Raw genomic sequence first — 21,078 nt, forward strand, 5'->3', positions numbered from 1 at the left:
TATACACGACCTAGAGATGACTTCATTATCCGGTTTATTCCGAGGTATTCGATGGCTTTATTCTTAGTGTGGGTGAAAATTGCATATGGCTAACGAAACGGTCGAAGGGGTTCGCCAGGATCGCTTCGAGAGCCTGCTGGAGGAGCTATCCGGAACCGTGCTGGTGACGACGTCGACCTCCGACGACGTCGCCGGTCTCGTGACCGCGCTCGAATCGAACACCGACGACGAGGTGCGCCTCCTCGTCGACGAACCGACCGCGAAGATCGTCAGGGACTCGTTCCTCCTGTCGTCGCGTGTCGTCGACCTGGTCGACGAAGGTATCCTCGAGGTCCGCATCGCGTCCCCCGAGACGCCGTTCTCCACCCTGTTGGCCGGGAGCGACGACGTTCGGTGCATCGCCTCGATCGCCGGCTCGGCGGTCACGGAACTGCGATCGGACTCCGACGACGCGGCGGTCGGAGCCATCCGGGAGGAGTTCGACGACGTCTGGGCCGACGCCGAGCAGTTCGTCGCCCGGACGCCGGCCTACTCCGTGATGCTCGATACCCTCGACGACCGGCTGGGCGAGTCGATGCGGGCGGACGTCGAACAGGTCTTCGAGGAGGCCACGGCCGTCCGGGGTGACGCCCGGGCGATCAAGCCGGTCCGGCTCAGCCTGCTGATGGGCGCGAAGAACCGGGTCCAGTTCTACGAACTCGGCCTCTGGGGCGAATCCGAGGGCGTCGCCAGTCGAGCGAAGTTCTCCCGTGAGAAGCAGGCCCTCGAGGAGCACGGCCTCATCGACACCGAGAAGGTCCCGACCGACGTCGGCCGGCCGCGACAGCGGCTCGTCCTCGGCGACGAACTCGAGGAGATGGACGCGCTCGAACTGACCAGCGCCGCGCGGAGCGTCCTCCCCGACTAGTCGAGCTCCTCGGCGAGGTCGAACGCCCAGCGGAACTCGCCGTCGAACTGGACGGGGACGTTCGTGAACTCGAGGAATTCACTGAGTTCCGTCGCTCGAAGCTCGAACGGCCCGATAGATCTTCCTGCAAGGAAACTTCCCTCTTCGGAGCTCAGCCAGGGCTGGTAGATCCCTCCAGCGCCTAGGCGGAACGTTTGATAGGTGGAGATAGTTAATTCGTATCCGTCGTCCGTGGATTCTACGGTGCATCTGTTCGGGATTCCTTGCGTGGATACGAGAGTGGCACTGTCGTCGCCAACAGCCAGATACTGACCGCCGATGATCGATCGGGAACGAGCGATTTCGAGTGCCATTCGCAACGGGTATCCGATGTTCAGTAGCCGTGTGGCCGTCCGGCCGACGATGGTCGCCTGATCGTCGGTGACGTCGCTGAGTGTCGCGATGCCGCCGATCGCGCCCCCCTCGACGAGCTTGATCGCCTGCCTGTAGGATTGGCAGGCGTTGAGGAAGAACGCCTCGACCCCGACCGATTCGACCGAAGCGATATCGAGGTAGCCGTCGTTACACTGGAGCCCGTCAGCCGTAGCGTGACCGATGTAGTGAAGGAAGTCCGTCTTCTGTTCGAGCAAGCTCACGAGTGACGCCCGATCGAGGTTCTCGTGGATCGTCACGTTGAACGGTAACTCCCTGGCGTCAGCGTAATAGTCTCGGACCGTAGTCGCCTCTGCGTTCATCCACGATTCGTTACAGACGATCGTGACATCGATCGAATTCCTTTCGGACGAACCTCGTTTGAACCTGTTTCGGAACCCTTCTACGACGAGCTTGTTCGTCGAGATCGGGATGTCGTCCCCGACCCAGATATCGTGGCTGTTCTCGCTCGATTCTATCTCGACGAACGACGCTTCGCCGTTGAACACTTCCGACGCGGCACGCGTCGAGCCACCGGTGGTGAAGGCGCGGAGCGCTGAACGCCGCGCTTCGATCCCCGAGATTCGGGCCGGTGACACCGCCCGCACCGGTACGAGCTGCGCGACGAGATGTGGAATCGCTTCGATATTCGTGGCAAACGGTTCGACGTATGCCGTGGCCGGCCAATCGGGAACCTGGGCACGAACGGGCTGGAACGGCACGTCGAGGTACTTTCTGAGTCTGGTCTCCTGATCGGCCTCGTACAGTTCGAGGAGGTCGAACGGGATGACGTCAGAGAGACGGTTCGTTTCGACTGTTTCTACCGGGTACGACCCTGCGGTCCGGACGGCACAGTCGAGACCGAAGGTGTGCTGCAATAGCTCGGATACGCCCGACCCGAATGAGCCGGAGTCGAACTGGTAGACGGAGTCGCCATCGACACGTAATTCGGGTTCCGAATTCGGTCGAACGTCCGCGCTGAGATAGTAGATGAGCGGTGCAGCTTCATAGAGAAACGACACTTCCTCGGGCAGGGCCATCGTCACGGGTTGCTCTCCGGTCTTCAGGTCGCTAGGGACATCGAGTTCGTCCCCCAACCGTACCTCTGGAGGATATCCCCGGAGGTTGGGATAAGACCTCAAGGGCTTCGTCGTCATCAGCCCCTCGCCGAGATACGAAAAGGCGCTCATGATGTCAGCCGGGTTGTTCGTCGTGGTGATGGTGCCTGCTGGTTGCTTCCGTGGTGATCTCGCGCCGATCGAAATAGCTGTCGACCCATCGAACTGAATCTGCAGCCGTTCGTCGACCGAGGTGACAGCCACCGATCCACTGAAACGAATATACGTCTTCACCGGGTGGCAGATCTCGAGGTAGTAGTCACCAGACGACACGTTTAGGTCGGTATCTCGGTCAGTAATGTGGAGCAATTCACCCTCGTCGCTCCAGAGGTGCATCGTGACGAGAGTGCCTAGTTGAAATCCCGACGTCTCGACCCGAACCGCGTCGCTCACCGGGTATTCGAACCCGTCGGTCGAGACCGGCTCCGGCGACACCGGCTCGCCCGTGTAGAGCGTGTACTGTTCGTTCCCGACCGTATCCGCGACGTGTAACCGAGGCGGTCCCTCGAGCGCCTCGAACGCGACTTGCCCCATCCCTGCCACCCCTGAAGACGGAGACCCCCATAAATCGCTCGCGGATTCTCACAGCCAGCAAACGCCCGGCCGTAGCGAGAATCGAGGCTCGCGGAGCGGATAGGTACCGGTCTCGGGAGCACCGATGTCGAACTCCGGCTCAGATGTCGAGTTCCGGGACGTCGACGGCCCCCTCGTCGGTCTCGGGGTCGTACGCCCGGATGGCGTCGAGGACGATACCCAGGGTCCGCTCGGGGCTCCAGCGGGCGGTGTTGAGAACGAGGTCGTAGATGGACCGGTCCGAGAGGTCGACGTCGTAGTAGCCCTCGAACCGCTTGACGTCGATGACGTCACGGACGCGCATCTCGGCGCCCATCTCCTCGCGGTCGGCGGTGCGGGCGACCCGGACCTCCTCGGGGGCGTCCACCCAGATGCGGAGGTCGGCGCGGTTACCGGCGAGCCAGCCGGCCAGCCGGGACTCGAGGACGAACGCCTTGTTCGCGGCGCCCCACTTCTCGGCGATGGTCTTGAGCCGGCGGTCGATCTCGCGGTCGATATCGCCGGACTCGCTGGCTGCCGCGACGAGCTGCGTGATGGTCTCGTCGCGCTCCTCGGCGATGTCGCGGAACACCTCGCCGCCGGAGACGTGCCCGCAGTCGAGGGCCTCCGAGAGCCCCTCGCAGAGCGTCGTGAGGCCGGCGCCCGACGGCCCCGAGACCGTGATGAAGAGGTTGCTGTCGACACGCTGGTCCGCAGTGATGTCGAACTCCGACATGGTCTCCCTTCCGAGGCGGCCCGGATAAACGCGGCGGGCGCGTCGGTCCGCGATGCCACCGACGGCCTCCGGTCACCCGGTTGCGGGGAGCTCCTCGAACATGGCCTCCAGCAGCTTCCGCTCGGCGGTCCGGAGGTGTTGGGTGAACGTCGCCGGCGCGATGTCGAGCTGTTCGGCGATCTCCTCGCCGGTGCTGTCGCGGGGCCACTCGAAAAACCCGCCGTGGAAGGCCGTCTCCAGGGCGGTCTGCTGGCGGTCGGTGAGTTCGGCGGTCAGCGCTAGCGTCGTCTCGCGGGCGGAGCCCGACGGGCGCTCGACCTGCCGGCGCGCCAGCAGCTCCACGCTGGGGTACTCCGACTCCACCCGGTCGACGACCTGCCGGACGTCGGTCCCCTGCGGCAGGTGGACCGTCCCGTTGAGGTCGCCGTTCTCGAAGACCGCGCTCTCGACGACGCCGCCGCTCTCGGCGATCATCTCGATGAGCGGCGAGTGGGAGGCGCGGATCTCGAAGCGGCTCTCGGTGTCGGCGTCGCCGCGGATCTCCATCGACTCCCAGTTGTGGTGGCGGTCGGCGATGGCCCGGAGGCTGTCGTGGGCGCCCGCGCTCACCCGGCCGTAGAGGATGAACTCGCCGTCGCCGACGGGGACGGCGCGGTCGATGGCGATCCACCCGTCGGTGGGCGGGACGTCGAGGGCCTCGAAGACCGACGGAATGCGGAACTCGACCTCGAGGACCTCGTCGCTCATCAGCGCCCGTTTCCGCTCGACGGCGGCGATGGCGTGGCCGACGATCTCGCCGACCTGCTCGATTATCGCCCGCTCCTCCTCGGCGAAGGCGTAGGGCCGCTCGGCGTAGACGTTCAGCACGCCGAAGACGGTGTCCTCGTGGACGATGGGGATCGACGCCGACGACTGGAAGCCGTAGTGCTCGGCGTGCTCCCGCCAGGGGTCGAACCGGGCGTCGGTCTGGACGTTCTGGCTCGTCTGGACCTCGCCGGTGAGGTACGCCTGCCCCGCGGGGCCGTTGCTCCGGGGGTCGTCGGGATCGATGGAGATCTCGATCTCCTCGAGGTAGCCGTCGGTGGCGGCGCTGGCCTGCGGGAGCACCGACTGGTTCCGCGTGTCGACCTCGCCGATCCACGCGAACCGGTAGGAGTCGGAGGCGGCCAGACGGTCGCAGACGGCCTGCTCGATCTCCTCGCGCGTCGAGTGCTCGATCACGGCGTCGGTGATCCCCTGGATGACCTCGTGGAGGCTGTTGAGCGCCTCGAGGCGCTCGCGCTGCTGGGCGAGCTGTCGCTCGTGGGCCAGCCGGTCGATGGCCGTCGCCAGCACGTTCGCGACGCTCTGGACGAAGCTGACGTCCTCGTCCGTGAACTCCCGCCGGTCGGTGTCGTGGGCCGTCAGGACGCCCCACGGCGCCGCCACGGAGCCGACGACCGTGCTGAGACCGCTGGTGACGTCCCCGCGTTCGAGCAGCTCCGGCGGGTCGAACCGCGTCTCAGTCTCGAGGTCCTCGACGACGACCGGTTCCTCCCGCCCCAGCGTGTAGCCGGACTGGGAGTTCCCATCGGCGCCGACGCGCCGCCCGACGAGGTCGGCGTCCGTGCCGGCGACCTCCCTGAGTTCGAGTTCGTCGCCGGAGGTATCGAGCTCGAGGAGCGCGGCGTAGTCCGTCCCGAGCGTCTCGGCGACCAGCGTCGTCGCCTCGCACATCAGCTCGTCGAGGTCGTCGGTCTCGAGGGCGAGCTGTCCGAGTTCGGCGACGACCTGCTGCTGGCGCTGGTGCCGCTGGAGTTCGGCCTCGTGTTCGAGGCGCTCGGTGATGTTCCGGCCGATGCCGGCCACCCGCGACGAGCCATCCGGCGCCGTCACCCGCGAGGCGACGAACTCGTGGGGGATCTGCTCGCTCTCCTTCGTCAGGAACGGCAGCTCGAGCCGCGCGCTCCCGGTCTCGAAGGCATTCTGGATGGCCCTGCTGACGGCTTCGCGGTCGGACGGCGCGAAGAGATCCAGCGCGTTCATCGACGCCATGGTCTCGTCGTCGTAGCCCGTCACCGCCAGGAGGGTCTCGTTCCACCGCTGGACGTCGCCGGCCTCGTCGAGCGTGTAGAAGACGTCGTCGATGGCGTCGAGGATGTCGTCGGTGTACTCGCGGTACTCGCTGAGCTCCCGCTCGCGACGCTGCCGCTCCAGTTCGTGGCTCACCCACTGTGTCGCCAGCTCGACGAACCGCTTCTCGGCGTCGGTGAACGCCGGTCGCGGCCCCGAGTCGGCGAAGCAGAGCGTCCCGTAGGGTTCGCCGTCGACGGTCACCGTCCCGCCGACGTAGGCGTCGAGGGCCCACCGGTCGTACGCCGGGTCCTGCGACCAGCCCTCCTCGGGCGCGTCCTTCACGCAGAGCAACCCCTCGGAGCCGATCGTCCGCCGGCAGTACGTCTCCGACAGCGCCGACTCGATCCCCGATTGGAACCGGTCGTCGTCGCCGGCGGCGTACCGGACCTCGAACCGGCCGTCCGGCCGGTCGATGGCCGCGAGGAAGCCGGTCTCGAGGTCGAGGTACTCCCGGCCGACCTCGAGGACCTCGCGGACCCGCTCGTCGAAGGACCGGTCGCCGCTGGCGCTGATCTCGTAGAGCCGCTGCAGCGCCCGGTTGTGCCCCTGGAGTTGTTCCTGGAGCCGCTTGCGGTCGGTGATCTCCTGGGTCATCGCCAGGCCGGCGAACACCTCGCCGTCGTCGTCCGTGATCGGGACGCCGTGGACGACCCACTCCCGGCCCCCGTAGGCGAGCTCCGTCGAGGCCGTCCGGCCGTCGAGCGCTGCGCGGTAGACCGGCTCGAGTGCGGCTGCCGTCTCCTCGTCCCAGACGTCGTCGAACCGCTGGCCCTGCAGCTCCTCCGGGACGACGTCGATCTGCTCGAACCCTCGCCCGGCGGCGAGCGTGTACCGGTAGTCCTCGTCGAACATGGTGACCGCACCGTTGGGGAACTGCTCGGCGAGCGTCCGGTAGCGCTGCTCGGACTCCTCGAGGGCGCGCTCGCGCTCCTTGCGCTCCGAGCTGTCGCGGAAGTACACCGACAGCCCGCTCTCGGAGGGGTAGACGCTCGCGTCGACGTGGAGTTCGAGCGGGTCGAAGTAGAACTCCAGGTCGACCTGCTCCTGGGTCTCGAGGGCCTCGTGGAACGCCGCCCAGGCCGCCGTCTCGGTCGCCGCCGGGAACTGCTCATCGAGGCGCTCGCCGAGCAGGTCGGCCTCGGCGGTCTCCAGCAGTTCCTCGGCCCGTTCGTTGACGTAGGTGAACCGGAACTCCTCGTCGAGGGCGTAGAAGGCGTCGTCGACCCGCTCGAACACCTCCTCGAGTTCCCGTTCGAGCGCACGATCCGTCGACGCCGCGTCGTCGGTTGCGGGCCGCCCGGCCGAGCGGTCGCGGACGACGCCGACGGTCCCCCGGAACTCGCCATCGTCGAAGATCGGCGTCAGCCGGACGCGACAGGGCAGCACCGTGCCGTCCGACCTGCGCAGCGCCACCTCCAGGGTCGCGGTCTCGAGGTCGTTCGCCAGCATCGCCCGGATCGTCGATTCGGCCGTCGAGACGTCGTCGGCCTCGAGCAGCGTCTCGACGTGCGCTCCGAGCAGTTCCTCGCGTTCGTAGCCCGCCAGTTCGGCGAACCCGTCGCTGACGGCCGCGATACGGCCGCCCGCGTCGAGTTGGTAGAGCCCGTCCTGGGTCGACTCGAGCAGGGCCCGGTACCGTTCGGGAGCGGACGTGTCGCCGACGGTATCGAGGGGGAACGATCCCGTCGGTCCGGCGTGTCCGGCCATTCGTGGGAGTACAACCGTTCGCCATCGAAAAGGGTACTCGCAGATTGCGATGGGGTTGGTTTAGCTTTCGCCGTGGCCGGCCGGTGGTTACTGCCAGGGGGTGACGGACGCCTATCGGGTCGACCGGGGCTCCAGACCACGTAAGAGGACGTTACCGGTCGGAGGCGCCGCAGGCCGGTTCCAAAGCATTTTGGGAGTGCCCACTTCCCCGCTGGCCCCGAAGAACCGCCTGCATGAGTTCAAGCGACCTGTACCAGGGGGTGGCCATCCCCGACGACCTCGCCGCGAACCCTCCGCTTACTCCGGTTCTGGAGCGGCTTACGGATCGTCGCCGCGCGATCCTCGCCCGCCTCCTCGACGACGGCCCCGTTCGCGTGCCGACGCTGGCCGAGCGACTCGCCGCTGCCGACGCCGACACCCCGACGCCGGACCCCGACGCGGTCGACCGGGTCGCCGCCGACCTCTACCACGTCCACGTTCCGATCCTCGAGTCGGTCGGCCTCCTCGAGCGCGACCGGGCCGCCGGGACGGTCGCCACGAGCGACCACCCCCTCTACGACGACGCCGACTTCCGGCGGTTCCTCGAGTCCGACGCCGAACTCGAGGACCTCGTCGACTGTCTCGCCGACGAGTGCCGGCGCGCCGTCCTCGAGGTGCTCGACGACCGCGCCGAGCCCATCTCGCGGGACGACCTCGCCCGCGCCGCGGCCGCGCCGCTGTCCCGGCGGGCCGAGGAGCTCCGCGTCGACCTCCACCACGTCCACCTGCCGAAGCTCGACGCCGTGGGCCTCCTCGAGTACGACGCCGCGACGGCGGTCGTCGAGCCGGCCCCCGCGGGCAGCACCGTCGAGGTCGTCGAGCAACTCACCGGTCGGTGAGGACGTCGGGTCGGTACGACTGCCTCGGACCCGCGGAGTTCCGGGCCACCACCTGCGCCGTCGCGCCGCGTTCGCCGTCCGCTCGCGTCTCCAGTCCTTCCTCGTAGTGCAGCACCGTCAGATCCAGACACGCGTGCAGTAGCTCGTTGGCCGCGAACCGGTAGCGGTCGCCGCCCGGCCCGAGGTCGACGTCGTCCGTCGTCCGGAGGTGGTGCTGGACGAACAGCACGCCGCCCGGCCGCAGCGCCTCCTTGACGTCGGGGAACCGGTCGACCGCGCGGTAGAAGCTGACCGTTATCAGGTCGTAGCAACCCGTCGGGAACGCGTAGCTCGGCACGTCGGCCTGGATGGGATGCAGCCGGTCGGCGACGCCGCGCTCCGCGGCCCGTTCCCGGGCGATCCGCAGTCCCTCCCGCGACTGGTCGATGGCGTCGACCTCGTGGCCGGCCTCGGCGAGGAAGACGGCGTTGCGGCCGGTGCCGGTCGCGACGTCGAGGGCCCGCCCCTCCGGCAGCGCGTCGACGTACCGTTCGAGGACCGCCGAGGGCTCCGGCGCCCGCGGGTACTCGCCCGCGCGGAAGCGTTCGTCCCAGTCGCTCATACCGTCGCTAGGCGCCCCCGGGACAAGAATCGGGCGCCGAACGTCGCCGGCTCACTCCAGCAGTCGACCGGCCATCCCGTCGACGAACTCGAGTTCGTCCTCGTTGACGCCGTGGGCCATCCCCTCGTAGATGCGCGTTGTGACGTCGGCGTCCAGGCGCTCGAAGACCTCGGCGGTGGCGTGGACGCGCTCCTCGGGGATGTGCGGGTCGACGTCGCTGCAACCCAGGAACGCCGGCGTCCCATCGAGGCTCCCCTCGTAGTCGTCGCGGTCGATCGACTCGCCGATGAGGCCGCCGCTCAGGACGGCCAGGCCGCCGTATCTCCGGGGGTTCCGGGCGACGTACTCGCTGGCCAGACAGGCGCCCTGCGAGAAACCCATCACGAGTACCTTCTCGGTCGCGACGCCGGCGTCCGTCGCCCTCTCGACGGCGTCGCCGACCGCTCGCAGGCCGGACGACCGCCCGGGTTCGTTCTGCTCGACGGGCGCGAGGAATGAGTTCGGATACCACGTGTTGCGCGCGGCCTGCGGCGCGAGGATGGCGATACCCTCCCTGTGGACCTCTCCGGCCATCTGAGCGATGCTACTGGCGGTCGCGCCTCGGCCGTGGACGGCGACGACGGCGGCAGTCGCGTCGGCCAGCGGCGTCCCTGCGGTGTGCAGCTCCTGCTCCTGGTGTGGGCCGGTCATCGTAGTTCCACCTGGGGGCCGAAGACGGAAGAAGGCGGTCGTGACGGAGCGACAGGCCGGTGAGTTGTCGGCGACGGCGCCGCTCAGGTCTCGTCGTCGAGGGGGTGGATCTCGACGAAGCCGAGGCTCTCGACGGTCACCCGGCGGCCCTGGTAGGTGAACTCGACGGTGCGGTTGCCGTCGCGCCGCGGCGGAGCGTCCTCGCTGCAGATCCGGTCGAGGCTATCCGGGTCGACGGCCTCGTGGAGGGGGTCGAGGTCGGAGGGGTCCGCCGCCTCGGCGGCGGCCATCGCCCGGACGACGGCGACGGTCGGCTCGACGGTCGCGCTGTCGAAGGTAGCCCGGTAGGTGTCCGTCTCCGGATCCCGGGAGACCGTGACGTCTTCGTCGTCCGACGGTTCGGCGGTCATCTCACTCCCCCTCCACCAGGTGCTGGCCGAAGTGGTTGAACGGCTGGACGTGGGTGTCCTTGATGATCTTCGTGTTGACGACGTCCAGCCCGATGTCGCTGATCTCGTCGGTGATGCGGGCGACGTCGTCGGAGTCGGTGCCGACGGCGTCGATCTGGACGTTCTCCTTGCCGTTGAGCACCTCGCGGATGGCGACGACGCCGTCGACCGATTGGGCGGCCTCGGCGAACGTCGCGCGGTCCGGGTTCGGCGCCGAACAGATGATCTCGACGTGCAGCTGCAGCCCCGCCTCGTCGTAGTCGATGTCCGGGTGGTAGCCCCGGATGACGCCCACGTCCTCGAGGCGCTCGATGCGGTTTCGCACCGTGCTGGCCGAGACGCCCACCCGTTCGGCCATCTCCTGGGTGGTGATTCCACGCGCGTCCTGCTGGAGCAGATAGAGGACCCCCTTGTCCGTATCGTCCAGTTCCATGCGCGTCCCGTAGCGGCCATCTATGATGTGTTTTTTGCAACGCTCGCGCTATCAGATGGCGAAGACTGACTACTACAACCAGATGATTGAGAAAAACGAAAACTGTGCCCGGTTGGAAGCGGATGATAGGGTACCACCGCTACGAAAATAATACTCCTTAGTGGCGCCGCCGACTGACGGGACCCGACCGGCCCCAACCCACACGGCCACCAGGGGCCGGATTACTCCCCGAGCTCCTCGAGGAGCGTCGTCGCGGCGGCGCTGGAGGACTCCGGGCCCCGCGCCGTGATCAGGTCGCCGTCGACCGTGACGCTCTCGTCGGCGTCGAGTTCGGCGTCCCAGTTGCCGCCCACCGCCGAGACCTCGTCCTCGACGTAGTAGGGGAGCTTCCGGCCGTCCGGCATCCGGTCGGCCTCGTCGACGATGCCCTCCTCCCACTCGTTCGGGAAGCCGGTGACGTCGCGGCCGTCGACGAGCGCCGACCCGTCGGCCTCGCGGGTGAACGCGAGGATGCCGACGGCGTGGCAGACGACGAGCGCGACGCCGTCGTCGCCGGCGACCGACTGACCGAGTAGCTGTCGGGCGTGGCGGTCCTGATTGACGTCCCACTCGGTGCCGTGGCCGCCCGGGAAGACGACGGCGTCGTGGTCGTCCGCGTCGGCCTCGGCCACCGGGATCGGGTCGTTGAGTTCCGGGTGCGACTCGATGGTCTCGCGGAACTCCTCGACGGTCTCCTCGCCGACGTCGTCGGGGTCCAGCGAGCGCTCGTCGACGACCGGCTCGCCGCCGCTCGGCGTCGCCACCGTCACGTCGACGCCCTCGCTCTCGAGCGTCGTGAGCGGCTCGATACACTCCTCGGCCCAGTACCCCTCCTCGCTGACGACGAACAGTGCTGACGTCATACCTACTGATAGGGTCAGGAGCCACAAAAAGAGCGGTCGCCCGGCAGTCGCGGCCGCCTCCCGACGGTTTATCCACGGGGACGCGCGGTCCGGGCCGTCGCGCGACTGTTGGACGGTTTTGTCAGAACCGGTATTTCGGGGGCGTGCTTCCGCCGACCCATGCGACTCGACCGACGAACGTTCGTGAAGGGTGCGGGCGTGGCCGCCGGGGCGGCGCTGACGCCCGGGACGGCCGCGGGGCTCATCGACGACGGCATCGACACCGACGGAGGACTCCAGGAGGTCATCGTCGTCTTCGAGGACAACGACGATGTCGACGTCCTCGAACGGTTCGACCTCGCCGACGGCTACTACCGGTTCCAGGTGCTGCCCTTCGGCTACACCAGGGCGACCGGCGACCAGATCGAGCGCATCGCCGCGCTGGACTCGGTCCGGTACGTCGAGAAGAACCGCGAACTGGAGTACCACAACGACGACGCCCGGGAGCTGACAGGCGCCGCGGCGGCCCAGGAGGACCTCGTCGAGACCGGCGCGGGCGCCCACACGGTCGTCATCGACTCCGGCGTCGACGGCTACCACCCCGACCTGCAGCCGAACCTCCGGAACAACTTCCGGTACGTCAACCCGCTGTCGGACGCCGAGGACACGATGTGGGTCGACGTCGGCGCCGGCGACTCCGACGACATCGGCCACGGGACGCACTGCTCGGGGTCGGTCGCCGGCATCGGCCAGCAGTCCGACGGCCAGTACGCCGGGATGGCCCCCGACGCCGATCTCACGGTCTACTCGGCCGGGCTGACCGTCTACATCCTGAAGATCGCGGGTGCGGTCGACGACATGATCGCGCGCAAGCGGAACGGCGAGTTGGACGTCCAGGTCGTCTCGAACTCCTACGGGCTCGACAACGACCACGACTTCAACCCGGTCAGCGCCAGCAACCTCGCGATGTGGGAGGCCTTCGCCTCGGGCATCCTCCCGGTGTTCTCGGCCAGCAACTCCGGCCCCGACCACGGGACGCTCAACTACGCGGCGAAGGCGCCGTACGTCCTCGGCGTCGCCGCCACCTTCGACGGCGACTTCGGCCCCGCGAAGCGGCCGACCGACTTCTCCTCGCGCGGTCGCCCGCCGGCCGACGAGCGGGGCGCGGGCTACGCCGCCGACTACGAGACCGCTTACGACGACAACGAGGGCGCCCACTACGACCGGCGGCGGGCGCTGCGCAACGTCCGGCGGTTCCACCGCTCCGGGCAGGGCGACGTCGCGGAGGTCGATGCCGACTACGAGACCTCCATCAGCGGGACCGTCAGCTACGGCGTCGACCCCGCCTACGAGGACCCGATCCAGGACCCCAACTACTTCGAGTGGCAGTCGCCGCCCGGCGCCGGCTACCTGGAGGCGACGGTCACGTGGCAGCCGCAGGGCCAGGCCATCCAGGTGAAGGTCCACAGGGATAGCGAGGAGGGCACGGTGATCGCCACCGGCAGCGAACTCGTCAACGACGGTGAGTTCACCTTCGATGCCCCCATCGACGGCGACCGGACCTACGTCTTCGAGGTCGTCGGTGAGTACAACGTCCAGTCGCAGTTCACGATGGAGCTGACGGCCCTCGAGACGGAGCCGTCGGCGCCGGAGGGACCGTTCGGCATCTACCGGGTCGGCGTCGGCGCTCCCGGAAACGCCGTCATGTCCACGGAGACCCACACGGACGTCCTGAAGTACACCGGTCCGACCTACGGGGGCGACGACGGCACCGACCCCTGGTACGGCTCGCTGTCCGGCACCTCGATGTCGTGTCCCGTGACGTCGGGCATCTGTACGCTCGTGAACGCGGCGTACCGCCGCGAGGCGGGGCACTTCCCGAAACCAATCGACGTCCTCAACATCGTCGAGGCGACGGCCGAGGGCGGCACCGGCGAGGAACTGGCCGGCCACACCGAGGCGAACATGGGCGCCGGCTTCGTCGACGCGGCGGCCGCCGTCGAACGCGCCCGGGAACTCGGCCGACGGGCCGGTTCCCGGGGTGACGACGAGACGAAGTCCGACCACCCCCAGCTGTGGAACGCCGTCGACCTCTGCGACCACGGTCGCGGCGTCGCCGTCCCCGACGTGCAGGGCAACCGGGCCGACGACGGCTCCGTCTTCACGGCCGGCCAGGTGAACCACGTCGAGTTCACGCTCACCGACGCCACCCACCGGCTCTCGCGGGTCCGCGACGCGATCCCGGCGAGCTGGGAGGTGGTCGCCGGGGACCACGCGGAGGTCGTCGAGGTGTTCGACGCCAAGTACGTCTACTTCGACGTCGACTACCATGGCGAGGGCGAGACGACCTTCGGCTACATCGTCGAGGCCCCCTCGGAGACCGGCCAGTACGGCTTCGGGCCCGCGGAGGCCATCGCCGAGGACGGCGAGTCCTTCGTGCCCATCCCGGACACCGAGGACACGAACGCGGTCGTCGGCCAGGAGCAACCCGACCTCTGAACTCCGTCCGGGTCGGTCCCCGTTCGGGCGCCGCAATCGGCGACCGGGGTCAGAACCGGCGGCGCCGCGCCGTCGACCCCGACCGGAGCTCCTCGAGGGAGACCGGCCGGACGTACGGCCCGGACCGCTCGCGGTGCCACCACCGCCCAGTCTCGCGTCGCTCCTCGGGCGTCGTGTACCGGTAGCGGTACCGCACCGCCCGGACGTGCGTCGGGGGCTCCTCGGGGAACGGGTCGTCCTTCAGCAGCGACCGCACCGCCTCGTCACCTTCCAGCAGCTTCTCGAGCAGCCGCGAGAACCACGGGTGGCGGTGCGGCGTCGAGGACATGGCGGCGAACCACAGCTGCCAGTCCAGCCGGAGGTGGTACGGCGCCAGCTGCGGCGGCCGGCGCCCGGGGTCGGTCGGCTTCCCCGGGAAGGTGTAGGTCTCCCACTCGGGGTCGTCCTCGGGGTCGTCGCGGGTGCCCTGGATCACGACCTCGTAGCGCTCGCGGGTGACGCGGCCGAAGGCGCCGTAGCTGTTGACGAGGTGCAGCGGGTCGAAGGAGGTGTTCATCACCTGCGAGGTCGAGAGCATGTTGCGGGTGGGCTCGACACTCTTGTAGACGACAACGGCAGCGACCAGCAGCGCGAGCGCCTGGAGGTACGTCGGCGTCGGCGCGACCGCGGGCGTCGTCGCCGGGAGCACCGACTGGACCACGCCGTCGCCGAACGTCGGAATGGCGAGGACGAGCGTCAGCGCGTTCAGCCACGAGAAGTTCCCGGTGAGCATCAGCCACAGCTGGAAGCCGACCGTCGCGAGCCCCGCCGCGGCGGCCCAGGGCTGCGGCGCGAAGTAGAGGAACGGCACCGCCAGCTCGACGACGTGGTTGCCCAGCGTCTCGACGCGGTGGAACCGGTCGGGGAGGTGGTGGGCGTGCCACGACAGCGGGTTCGGGATCGGCTGGGTCTCGTAGTGGTAGTCCATGCACGTCAGCTCGCGCCAGCAGTCGTCGCCGCGGAGCTTGATGAGCCCCGCGCCGAACATGTTGCGGAACAGCACCCACTTCAACAGGAGGATCACGACGAACGGCGGGCCGGCGTCGCCGGCGCCGAGGAACACCGCGAGGAAGCCGGTCTCCAGCAGCATCGACTCCCAGCCGTAGCCGTAGAACGTCTGGCCGGCGTTGACGAACGAGAGGTAGAGCAGCCACAGCAGCGCCCACAGGGCCATCGAGGCGGGGACGGCGAGCGCGTCGGGCAACCAGTAGGGGACCGCGAGGACGGCCAGCGCCGAGAGGCCGACGCCGGTCCAGGCGGTGACGGCGACCGCGCGGTCGTCGGGGACGAGGTGGAAGAGGCTGGGTCGCTCCCGGAAGTCCCACCGCTCGCGGTAGTTCTCGATCGGCAGCAGCCCGTCCTCGCCGGCCAGCGGGCGGAACTGCGTCGCCGCGACGAGGAACCCCAGGAGGTAGATGAGCGCGAGCCCCCGCTGGAAGGCGAAGCGGGCGAGCCAGTAGCTCTCGGCCCAGGGTAGCTCCATGTCCGCGGGTAACTCCCCGGACCCCCAAATCAGTGGGGGACGCCGCCGTCGGCGTGCGGACAGCCGTCAGCCCGGTCCTTCCGTCAGGCCTCCCGGACGTCGACGTCGAGTTCGGTCCAGATGCCGGCGCCGAGACCGACCGCTCCGGCCAGTGCGAGGGCGGCGCCGGCCAGCCAGGGTAGCGACCCGGTCGCGACCAGCGCCGTCAGCCACAGCCCCGCGACCAGGGCGAGGCCGCCGGCGGTGATCAGTTCGGCGAACCGCTCCATGCGGGGTCGTTTCGGCGGGCGAAGGTTTCAGTCCAGGGGATGGACGGACCGCGGCGCTCCGCCACCGAGCCTCTATTCTGAGGGTTTCGCGTCGGCTACCGTCGATCTGTGGCCGGTAAGCTGCAAAAAGTTAAACCTGAACCGAGTGATGTGTTTGCACGACCCACGGCGTATCGTCTCCGACCGAACTCCCCGCACCTCCACACGAGATGAACATCGCTTTCGCCCTGCTCGTCGAGACGGCCGCAGCGATCGGCGTCGCGTCGACGCTTCGAGCACTCCCCGCGGTCGCGGCCATCGGCGGCGACCTCTTCGGCTGGTGGGAGTGGCGACTGCTGTTGATCCCGCCGATCACCGGCATCATCGGGTACATCACCAACTACGTCGCCATCTACATGCTGTTCCACCCGCTGCGGTTCAAGGGGTTCGACGTCCCCGGCATGGAGAAGCTGACCGTGAACTCGCCGTACCGCATCCGGCAGATACCGGGAATGCTGGAGGGCCGCGTCGGCTGGCAGGGTATCATCCCCTCGAAGGCCCGTAAGATGGGCAGCATCAACGTCGACACGGCGATCGGGAAGATCACCACGCAGACCGAGATCTTCCAGGAACTCGACCCCGACCTCCTGGCCGACCACATCTACGAGTCCGCGGGCGACGACATCAAGGAGATGGTCGTCGAGACGATCCGCGAGCAGAACCCCGAGCTGTGGGACGACGCCCCCGAGCAGGTCCACGACGCGGTCCGCTCGCAGGTGGACGACCAGCTCCCGGAGATCATCCAGCACATCACCGAGCACATCGGCGAGCACGTCGACGAGCTGTTCGACACGAAGATGATGGTCATCGAGCACCTCGACGAGCACCCCGAACACGTCAACGAGATCTTCCTGGAGACCGGCGACAAGGAGTTCGACTTCATCGTCAACTCTGGGTTCTACTTCGGCACGCTGCTCGGCATCTTCTCCATCCCCGCGTACGTCATCATCGGTTCCTGGTGGGTCCTGCCGCTGTTCGGCGTCTTCGTCGGCTATACGACCAACTGGCTGGCGCTGAAGATGATCTTCCGGCCGCTGCAGCGTCACGATATCGGGCCGTTCACGCTGCAGGGCATCTTCCTGCGACGGCAGGACGTCGCCAGCGAGACGTACGCCGAGATCGTCGCCCGGGAGATCATCACCCTCGAGAACATCGCCGACAACCTCATGTACGGGCCGAATTCCGACCGCACCCGACAGCTGATCAGGGAGGACCTCCGCGAGTCAATCGACGACATGTTCGGGGCGGACTCGCCGGTCGTCCGGGTCCTCGGCGGCACCGAGGAGTACGAGGCCGTCCGGGACGAAGTCGCGGAGAACGGCGTCGAGTACGCGGTCTCGCCGCTCCAGGAGCCCGAGATAAACGAGGCGCGGCGGAGCGCCATCGAGCGGTTGCTCGCCAGTCGGATGAAGGAGCTCCCGCCGGACGAGTTCGCGCACATGCTGCGGTCGGCGTTCAAGGAGGACGAGTGGCTGCTCATCGCCTGCGGGGCCGCGCTGGGGTTCGTCGCCGGCTGGATCCAGTTGCTCGTCGTGACCACGGTGTGACCCGCGGCGTCGCGTCACCTCGACGCTAGCCGATGGAGCTTGCAAATGCAAGTGCCTAGGCGCCGTATAACTCCTGGATGGCTGTAAAAAGTTAAATCGGATTATGTGATACGTGTACACAGGACCCGTCGTGTCGTCCCGGGCCGTTCCGCGTCCCGAACCGACCCCCAGAACACCCTCATGTTCAGATGAATTCCGCGTTCGTCATCGTCGCCTCGTTGACCCACGTCGTCGAGTCGCTCCCCGAAACCGTCGCTGCCACCGGTGGCCTCCTGAGCTGGTGGGAGTGGAGTCTGCTGTTGATCCCGCCGATCACCGGCATCATCGGGTACATCACCAACTACGCCGCCATCTACATGCTGTTCCACCCGCTGCGCTTCAAGGGCGTCGACGTGCCGGGGATGGAGCACATTACGGCGAACTCGCCGTACCGCATCCGGCAGATCCCCGGGATGCTGCAGGGCCGGGCCGGCTGGCAGGGGATCATCCCCTCGAAGGCCCGCAAGATGGGCAGCATCAACGTCGACAGCGCGCTCTCACAGCTCGCCACCCAGGAGGAGGTCTACGAGGAGTTCGACCCCGACCGCCTCGCCGAGTACATCCACGAGAACTCCGGCGAGGAGATCCGGGGGATGGTCATCGAGACGATCCGCGAGCAGAACCCCGAGCTGTGGGACAACGCCCCCGAGCAGGCCCGCGAGGTGATCCGACAGCGCGTCGACGACCAGCTCCCGGAGATCATCCGGCACATCACCCAGCGAATCGGCGAGAACGTCGACGAACTCCTCGACATCAAGATGATGGTCATCGACCACTTCGAGGAGAACCCCGGCGACATGAACGCGATCTTCCTGGAGACCGGCGACAAGGAGTTCGACTTCATCATCAACTCCGGATTCTACGTCGGGACGCTCCTGGGCATCTTCGCCATCCCGATGTACGTCTTCATCGGTACGTGGTGGGTCCTCCCTATCTTCGGTGTCTTCGTCGGCTACGCGACCAACTGGCTGGCGCTGAAGATGATCTTCCGGCCGAAGCAGCGCCGCGAGATCGGGCCATTTACGCTCCACGGGATCTTCCTGCGACGGCAGGACAAGGCCGCCGAGACGTACGCGCGTATCGTCGCCAACCGCGTCCTGACCCTCGAGAACATCGCCGACAACCTGATGAACGGTCCCAAGTCGGACCGGACGAAGAAGATGATCAAGGAGGACCTCAAGGACTCCATCGACGACATGTTCGGCCCCGGCTCGCCCGTCGTCCGGATGATGGGCGGCACCGAGGAGTACGAGGACATCCGCGACCGGATCGCCGAGGACAGCGTCGAGTACGCCGTCGAGCCGATGCAGGACGACGAGATCCACGAGGAGCGACGCGGGGCCATCCAGAACCTCCTCGCCGGTCGGATGAAGGAGCTCCCCCCCGCCCAGTACACGGTGATGCTGCGGTCGGCGTTCAAGGAGGACGAGTGGCTGCTCATCGCGATGGGAGCGGCCCTCGGGTTCGTCGCCGGCTGGATCCAGCTGCTCGTCGTCAACGCGGTCTGAGTCCCGCTCACCGCTGCGATGCCGGAGGGTGACCGGCCATCGACTCTCAGCGTCACCACGCCTCACTTTCTCTGCCCATCGTCGTCGTCGTCGGTCCCCGGTTCGTCGACCCCGGCTACCGGGGTGCTCCGTTCGGCGATCGCAGCTCTCCGGTCGACCGGCGACCACCCCGGAAATCCGCCAGCGGGCTCGACGGCGGGAGAATCTCGCCTGTCTGTAAAAAGTTAAATCAGTTCTCTCGGGAAACAACAGATACCACTTCGGTGACCGCCGGTCGACGGCCGGGCTGCGGCGGCTCACTGGCGCGCCCCAACACAGCATGACCCCACTGTTCGTCCTCGCGACGGGACTCGCGTTCGCCGGCGAGTGGGGGGTCCGGCTCTCGTCGATCGTCACCGACTACGTCCCCTGGTTCGAGTGGCGGCTGCTGTTGATCCCGCCGATCACCGGCATCATCGGCTACCTCACCAACTGGGTCGCCATCCGGATGCTGTTCTACCCCCTCGGATTCCGGGGGGTCGACGTGCCGGGGATGGAGCAGCTCACGGCCAACCTCCCCTACCGGATCCGGCAGATCCCGGGGATGATGGAGGGAAAACTCGGCTGGCAGGGGATCATCCCCTCGCGAGCCCGGAAGATGGGCAGCATCTCCGTCGACACCGGCATCACCCGCATCGCCAGCCAGCGGGAGTTCTACGAGACGTTCGACCCCGAGATCATCGCCGAGCACATCGTCTCGACCTCCGAGGAGGCGATCCACGACCTCGTCGAGGAGATCGTCCGCGAGCAGAACCCCGAGCTGTGGGTGAACTCGTCGACGCTCGTCCGGCAGCTGATGCACGCCCGCATCAGCGACCAGCTCCCCTCGGTCACCCGGCGTATCACCCACCGGATCGGCGAGAACGTCGACGACCTCCTGGACATCAAGATGATGGTCATCGAGGACCTCGGCGAGAACCCCGAGCTGCTCAACCGCATCTTCCTTGAGACCGGGGACCGGGAGTTCACGTTCCTCGTCCGGTCGGGCTTCTACTTCGGCACGCTGCTCGGCTGCATCTCAGTCCCCCTCTTCGTCTTCATCGACCGGTGGTGGGTGCTGCCGGTCGCGGGCGTCTTCGTCGGGTACGCGACCAACTGGCTGGCGCTGAAGATGATCTTCCGGCCGATGCACCCCATCGACGTCGGCCCCTTCACGTTCCAGGGCATCTTCCTGAGCCGGCAGGACGAGGCCGCCGAGACGTACGCGGAGATCGTCTCCGAGGAGATCCTCACCCTCGAGAACATCGCCGAGAACCTGCTGTCCGGGCCGAACGCCGACCGGACGCGCCGGATGATCAAGGAGGAACTCGCGGAGGCCATCGACCGGTCGGCCGGCCTCGCGGGCCCCATCGTCCGCATGACCGCCGGGGCCTCGCAGTACGAGTCCATCCGCCAGGAGATCGCGGACCGCGGCGTCGACTACGCCGTCGAGCCGATGCAGGACCGGACGATCAACGAGCGGCGCAGCGGGGCGATCCGGGAGCTGATGGCCCGCCGGATGAAGGAGATGCCGGCCGCGGACTTCGCGACGATGCTCCGGGCAGCGTTCAAGGAGGACGAGTGGTTGCTCATCGCTGTTGGTGCGGCACTGGGGTTCGTCGCCGGCTGGGTCCAGTTACTCGTCGTGACGGCCGTCTGAGCCGGCGACGGCGCAGCGGTCCGTCGGGTCAGGGCCGCCGGTCGGTCGGCGAGCCGTCCTCGCGGTGGCTCAGCCGCTCGGCGATGGCGGCCGGCACCGGCGTCCGGCAGTACTGGCAGTACCACGACCGCCCCGTGTGTCGCGACTCCCGTATCAGCTCGTCGCCGGAGCCCAGCGTCGCCCCGCACCCGTCGCAGGTGTAGCTCGTCGCCATACTGCAGGCTACGCGTTCGACGCCATATCGTTGTCGCCGGGCCCGGGTCGTAAGCGCTGGCCGTCCATCAGGGCTCGGAGCGCCCTCCGACACTCTCTTCCGGCTCCGTGCCAATAGGTACCATGGTCAAGTGTCCGCGATGCAGCCACGAGGTGGACCGCCTCCTCCCGCTTCCGGCGGACGCGCTCGAGGACCGCTTGCTGGAGGTCCGGGAGGACGGGAGCGAACGGAGCGGGCGGGCCTGCCGGTGGTGTCGACACGAGGTTATCGAGGGGTAACCGCGGC

At 67.8% G+C, this 21,078-nt stretch carries 18 protein-coding genes; 7 read left to right on the forward strand and 11 right to left on the reverse strand.

All coding sequences use genetic code 11. The features are described from left to right. Positions 1-85 precede the first annotated feature (85 nt). Complete coding sequence (locus HWV07_RS14970; RefSeq protein WP_178335082.1) at positions 86-907, forward strand: transcriptional regulator TbsP domain-containing protein; 822 nt, start codon at positions 86-88, stop codon at positions 905-907. Here HWV07_RS14970 and HWV07_RS14975 read toward each other — a convergent pair. The 3 genes from HWV07_RS14975 to HWV07_RS14985 form a co-directional block, all read right to left on the reverse strand. Beyond that, the gene (locus tag HWV07_RS14975) at positions 904-2,970 is read right to left on the reverse strand and encodes a CHAT domain-containing protein (protein ID WP_178335083.1); all 2,067 of its coding nucleotides are present in this window, start codon (positions 2,968-2,970) and stop codon (positions 904-906) included. The two genes, HWV07_RS14970 and HWV07_RS14975, sit on opposite strands and share 4 nt — an antisense overlap. Positions 2,971-3,109: 139 nt before the next feature. Next, positions 3,110-3,724: a (d)CMP kinase gene (cmk, locus tag HWV07_RS14980; protein ID WP_178335084.1), complete on the reverse strand. Its 615-nt coding sequence runs from the start codon at positions 3,722-3,724 to the stop codon at positions 3,110-3,112. Positions 3,725-3,796: 72 nt separating this feature from the next. Beyond that, positions 3,797-7,546, reverse strand: coding sequence for a PAS domain S-box protein (locus HWV07_RS14985; RefSeq protein WP_178335085.1), 3,750 nt, complete (start codon positions 7,544-7,546; stop codon positions 3,797-3,799). Positions 7,547-7,779: 233 nt separating this feature from the next. Here HWV07_RS14985 and HWV07_RS14990 point away from each other — a divergent pair, with 233 nt between their 5' ends. Then, positions 7,780-8,424, forward strand: a complete 645-nt coding sequence (locus tag HWV07_RS14990) for a DUF7344 domain-containing protein (RefSeq protein WP_178335086.1) — start codon at positions 7,780-7,782, stop codon at positions 8,422-8,424. Here HWV07_RS14990 and HWV07_RS14995 read toward each other — a convergent pair. The 5 genes from HWV07_RS14995 to HWV07_RS15015 all read right to left on the reverse strand — a co-directional run bounded on the left by HWV07_RS14995 (position 8,411) and on the right by HWV07_RS15015 (position 11,499). Then, positions 8,411-9,025, reverse strand: coding sequence for a class I SAM-dependent methyltransferase (locus HWV07_RS14995; protein WP_178335087.1), 615 nt, complete (start codon positions 9,023-9,025; stop codon positions 8,411-8,413). The two genes, HWV07_RS14990 and HWV07_RS14995, sit on opposite strands and share 14 nt — an antisense overlap. A 51-nt stretch (positions 9,026-9,076) precedes the next feature. Next, positions 9,077-9,715, reverse strand: coding sequence for an alpha/beta hydrolase (locus HWV07_RS15000; protein WP_178335088.1), 639 nt, complete (start codon positions 9,713-9,715; stop codon positions 9,077-9,079). A gap of 83 nt (positions 9,716-9,798) precedes the next feature. Beyond that, positions 9,799-10,125 carry a HalOD1 output domain-containing protein gene (locus HWV07_RS15005; protein WP_178335089.1) on the reverse strand — a complete coding sequence of 109 codons (327 nt, stop codon included), beginning with the start codon at positions 10,123-10,125 and terminating at the stop codon, positions 9,799-9,801. 1 nt (position 10,126) lies between these two features. Next, entirely contained in the window at positions 10,127-10,597 is a 471-nt protein-coding gene (locus HWV07_RS15010; RefSeq protein ID WP_178335090.1) for an Lrp/AsnC family transcriptional regulator, read from the reverse strand. A 221-nt stretch (positions 10,598-10,818) separates the two neighbouring features. Continuing rightward, positions 10,819-11,499, reverse strand: a complete 681-nt coding sequence (locus tag HWV07_RS15015; RefSeq protein WP_178335091.1) for a DJ-1/PfpI family protein — start codon at positions 11,497-11,499, stop codon at positions 10,819-10,821. A 159-nt stretch (positions 11,500-11,658) separates the two neighbouring features. Here HWV07_RS15015 and HWV07_RS15020 point away from each other — a divergent pair, with 159 nt between their 5' ends. Then, positions 11,659-13,977 carry a S8 family peptidase gene (locus HWV07_RS15020; RefSeq protein WP_178335092.1) on the forward strand — a complete coding sequence of 773 codons (2,319 nt, stop codon included), beginning with the start codon at positions 11,659-11,661 and terminating at the stop codon, positions 13,975-13,977. Between the two features lie 49 nt (positions 13,978-14,026). Here HWV07_RS15020 and HWV07_RS15025 read toward each other — a convergent pair whose 3' ends face one another. Together HWV07_RS15025 and HWV07_RS15030 are read right to left on the reverse strand one after the other, a co-directional pair. After that, positions 14,027-15,499 (reverse strand): lipase maturation factor family protein, encoded by a 1,473-nt coding sequence (locus tag HWV07_RS15025; protein ID WP_178335093.1) that lies wholly within the window; start codon positions 15,497-15,499, stop codon positions 14,027-14,029. Positions 15,500-15,582: 83 nt separating this feature from the next. Then, positions 15,583-15,768: a hypothetical protein gene (locus HWV07_RS15030; RefSeq protein WP_178335094.1), complete on the reverse strand. Its 186-nt coding sequence runs from the start codon at positions 15,766-15,768 to the stop codon at positions 15,583-15,585. Between the two features lie 209 nt (positions 15,769-15,977). Between HWV07_RS15030 and HWV07_RS15035 the strand changes: the two genes are divergently transcribed. From HWV07_RS15035 to HWV07_RS15045, 3 genes are all read left to right on the forward strand, one after another. After that, positions 15,978-17,354, forward strand: a complete 1,377-nt coding sequence (locus tag HWV07_RS15035) for a DUF445 domain-containing protein (protein WP_178335095.1) — start codon at positions 15,978-15,980, stop codon at positions 17,352-17,354. A gap of 188 nt (positions 17,355-17,542) precedes the next feature. Then, positions 17,543-18,901, forward strand: coding sequence for a DUF445 family protein (locus HWV07_RS15040; RefSeq protein ID WP_178335096.1), 1,359 nt, complete (start codon positions 17,543-17,545; stop codon positions 18,899-18,901). A gap of 319 nt (positions 18,902-19,220) precedes the next feature. Beyond that, positions 19,221-20,579, forward strand: coding sequence for a DUF445 family protein (locus HWV07_RS15045; protein ID WP_178335097.1), 1,359 nt, complete (start codon positions 19,221-19,223; stop codon positions 20,577-20,579). 28 nt (positions 20,580-20,607) lie between these two features. On the opposite strand, the gene HWV07_RS15050 is transcribed toward HWV07_RS15045, so the two are convergent. Continuing rightward, positions 20,608-20,793, reverse strand: a complete 186-nt coding sequence (locus HWV07_RS15050) for a hypothetical protein (protein ID WP_178335098.1) — start codon at positions 20,791-20,793, stop codon at positions 20,608-20,610. 122 nt (positions 20,794-20,915) lie between these two features. On the opposite strand from HWV07_RS15050, the gene HWV07_RS15055 reads away from it, so the two are divergent. After that, entirely contained in the window at positions 20,916-21,071 is a 156-nt protein-coding gene (locus HWV07_RS15055) for a hypothetical protein (RefSeq protein WP_178335099.1), read from the forward strand. Positions 21,072-21,078 lie beyond the last annotated feature (7 nt).

This window comes from Natronomonas salina, assembly GCF_013391105.1.
Taxonomy (GTDB): domain Archaea; phylum Halobacteriota; class Halobacteria; order Halobacteriales; family Haloarculaceae; genus Natronomonas; species Natronomonas salina.

Coding starts and splice junctions, on each gene's coding strand:
- HWV07_RS14975 (WP_178335083.1), bottom strand. CDS start 2,970: ATGGGGCAAGTCGCGTTCGAGGCGCTCGAGGGACCGCCTCGGTTACAC.
- HWV07_RS15030 (WP_178335094.1), bottom strand. CDS start 15,768: ATGGAGCGGTTCGCCGAACTGATCACCGCCGGCGGCCTCGCCCTGGTC.
- HWV07_RS14985 (WP_178335085.1), bottom strand. CDS start 7,546: ATGGCCGGACACGCCGGACCGACGGGATCGTTCCCCCTCGATACCGTC.
- HWV07_RS15040 (WP_178335096.1), top strand. CDS start 17,543: ATGAATTCCGCGTTCGTCATCGTCGCCTCGTTGACCCACGTCGTCGAG.
- HWV07_RS15020 (WP_178335092.1), top strand. CDS start 11,659: ATGCGACTCGACCGACGAACGTTCGTGAAGGGTGCGGGCGTGGCCGCC.
- HWV07_RS15025 (WP_178335093.1), bottom strand. CDS start 15,499: ATGGAGCTACCCTGGGCCGAGAGCTACTGGCTCGCCCGCTTCGCCTTC.
- HWV07_RS15005 (WP_178335089.1), bottom strand. CDS start 10,125: ATGACCGCCGAACCGTCGGACGACGAAGACGTCACGGTCTCCCGGGAT.
- HWV07_RS15055 (WP_178335099.1), top strand. CDS start 20,916: ATGGTCAAGTGTCCGCGATGCAGCCACGAGGTGGACCGCCTCCTCCCG.
- HWV07_RS15000 (WP_178335088.1), bottom strand. CDS start 9,715: ATGACCGGCCCACACCAGGAGCAGGAGCTGCACACCGCAGGGACGCCG.
- HWV07_RS14990 (WP_178335086.1), top strand. CDS start 7,780: ATGAGTTCAAGCGACCTGTACCAGGGGGTGGCCATCCCCGACGACCTC.
- HWV07_RS14970 (WP_178335082.1), top strand. CDS start 86: ATGGCTAACGAAACGGTCGAAGGGGTTCGCCAGGATCGCTTCGAGAGC.
- HWV07_RS15045 (WP_178335097.1), top strand. CDS start 19,221: ATGACCCCACTGTTCGTCCTCGCGACGGGACTCGCGTTCGCCGGCGAG.
- HWV07_RS15035 (WP_178335095.1), top strand. CDS start 15,978: ATGAACATCGCTTTCGCCCTGCTCGTCGAGACGGCCGCAGCGATCGGC.
- HWV07_RS15010 (WP_178335090.1), bottom strand. CDS start 10,597: ATGGAACTGGACGATACGGACAAGGGGGTCCTCTATCTGCTCCAGCAG.
- HWV07_RS15015 (WP_178335091.1), bottom strand. CDS start 11,499: ATGACGTCAGCACTGTTCGTCGTCAGCGAGGAGGGGTACTGGGCCGAG.
- cmk (WP_178335084.1), bottom strand. CDS start 3,724: ATGTCGGAGTTCGACATCACTGCGGACCAGCGTGTCGACAGCAACCTC.
- HWV07_RS15050 (WP_178335098.1), bottom strand. CDS start 20,793: ATGGCGACGAGCTACACCTGCGACGGGTGCGGGGCGACGCTGGGCTCC.
- HWV07_RS14995 (WP_178335087.1), bottom strand. CDS start 9,025: ATGAGCGACTGGGACGAACGCTTCCGCGCGGGCGAGTACCCGCGGGCG.